Genomic DNA, 2,027 nt, shown 5'->3' with positions numbered 1-2,027 from the left:
GGTGTCGGGGTGCTTCCGGACAAGAAAGCACGCCGAGGCCTATTGCCGCATCTCCAGTTACCTGCAGACCATGGCAAATCAGGGATACAATCCGCTGGTCGCCATTCAAATGGCCTTTTCAGGACAGCTCTATGCTGATAGGGGTGAGTAGTTACAAAAAATAAACACAATGAACAGGTATCTTGTTCATCCATTTACGAGCAAACATCATGTGTTCTTTTTCTATAGCCCCGGTATTACTGTTGCGCATACTGCAACTGTTGTAACTCTTGATCGCTGGGAGGATTTTGCAATTTTGCAAAGCCAAATTCATTGGATATGGGTGCTGGAGTATGGAAATAAACTAGAAACACGTCCGCAATACTCGCCTTCCACCTGTTTTGACACTTTTCCGATTCCATGCCGGCCTGCTCCGGGTTTGAAAGAAATTGGAATAACCCTTTATGAGTTCAGAGATGAAGTCATGAGAGAATTAGGGAAGGGAGCAACTGCTGTTTACAATCTAGTGGATAAAAAAAGTGAAAAATCTGATTTGATTAAGAAGCTAAGAGAGTTACATATAGAAATGGATAATACCGTTGCTTTAGCTTATGGTTGGGGAGACCTAGATCTTAGGCATGGTTTTTATGAAACCAAACAAGGCTTCCGTTTCACTATTTCAGAAGAAGCTCGCCGTAAAATATTGCAACGCCTGCTCAAACTGAATCATGAGCGCTATGAGGAAGAGGTTGCTCAAGGCCTGCATCCCAAGAAGGCGGCCGTTGAGAAAAAGAAAACGACCAGAAAGAAACGGAAGCTGGCCAAGGTTTACGAGATTCCGTCCTACTCCGAACGCGACATTCCCAAGGCCGCAGAGCCGCCTTCGCCTCAGATGGATATATTTCATGAGGAGGAAGAATAATGAGCCAATATCGCATGACGGTTGATCTGAATGTGCTTGATCATCTCGGAATCAATCTCTACAGCAACATGGCTGCTGTTCTGACAGAAGCAGTAGCCAATGCTTGGGATGCCGATGCGACTGCCGTGAATATAACGATTGATCCAGATTCTAAGTGGATCAAAATTGAAGACGACGGTATTGGAATGAGCATTGATGACATGAACGAAAAGTATTTGCGTGTCGGATATCGGCGTCGAAAGATGGATCCCATGCATGGCACTAGAACTGCCAAAGGGCGTCCTGTGATGGGCAGAAAAGGGCTGGGAAAGTTATCGCTTTTTTCGGTTGCGAATGTGATAGAGGTTCAATCATTCAAGGATGGTGATGCACATGGCCTTAGAATGACTGTCGATGGCATCAAGGCATCCGTCGACGAGAACAGCCAGTACTACAGCCCTGAATCCCTTGAGCAAGACAAGATCGACGTGAAGCAGGGAACGCATATTTTGCTGAAGGACATCAAGCGGCAGAGGTTGGGTCGTAGCATATCGGCACTGCGCAAGAGGTTGGCGAGAAGATTCTCGATAATTGGTGAGACGCATGATTTCAAGATCAATATCGACGGTGACCCAGTGACCATTGCCGATAGGGAAGACTTGAACAAGGTCCAGTTTCTCTGGGAATTGGAAGGTAGTGATGTCGATACCTCTTCTGCCGGAAAATTGCTGGAAAAGGAGGCACTGCCCAACAGGTTGGATGCCTGGGATTCGGATAGGTTGGTAAAAGGCTGGCTGGGAACGGTGGCGAAGCCAAAAGATCTGGATAGCGACGAGGCTGGAAATCTCAATGGAATCGTCGTATTCGCTCGTGGGAGGCTCTTTCATGAAAACATTCTCGACAAGTTGAATGACGGTCGTCTCTACACGAAATATCTGACTGGTCAGATAGAAGCAGATTTCCTTGATTTGGATGATGAGCCGGACATTGCTACCAGTGATCGGCAACGCATTCAAGAAGACGACCCTAGATGTCAAGTCCCGATAGATCATAGATTTTCTTTTTGAATAATTCCGGTTGTTTTTTGTGCCAATCCTTAAGCGCCTGAATGGGCGTGATGTGCCCGATGTTTTTCTGCGGGACATGG

General features: G+C 46.5%; 2 protein-coding genes and 1 pseudogene. 2 read left to right on the top strand and 1 reads right to left on the bottom strand.

Annotated elements, in window-relative coordinates; all coding sequences use genetic code 11:
- Positions 1–211: 211 nt before the first annotated feature.
- Complete coding sequence (locus ACOCD2_RS17700; RefSeq protein ID WP_293715422.1) at positions 212–901, top strand: type IIL restriction-modification enzyme MmeI; 690 nt, start codon at positions 212–214, stop codon at positions 899–901.
- Positions 901–1,947 carry an ATP-binding protein gene (locus ACOCD2_RS17695; RefSeq protein ID WP_293653045.1) on the top strand — a complete coding sequence of 349 codons (1,047 nt, stop codon included), beginning with the start codon at positions 901–903 and terminating at the stop codon, positions 1,945–1,947. Before ACOCD2_RS17700 ends, ACOCD2_RS17695 begins: the two co-directional genes overlap by 1 nt.
- On the opposite strand, the pseudogene ACOCD2_RS17690 reads toward ACOCD2_RS17695, so the two are convergent.
- Positions 1,907–2,027 (bottom strand): annotated as a pseudogene (locus tag ACOCD2_RS17690) (IS481 family transposase); the annotation flags it as partial. The gene ACOCD2_RS17695 and the pseudogene ACOCD2_RS17690 sit on opposite strands and share 41 nt — an antisense overlap.

This window comes from Thiolapillus sp., assembly GCF_048562965.1.
GTDB lineage: Bacteria > Pseudomonadota > Gammaproteobacteria > Chromatiales > Chromatiaceae > Thiolapillus > Thiolapillus brandeum_A.
The sequence above is the reverse complement of the archived record's forward strand: the minus strand, read 5'-3'. Positions and strand labels throughout refer to the sequence as shown.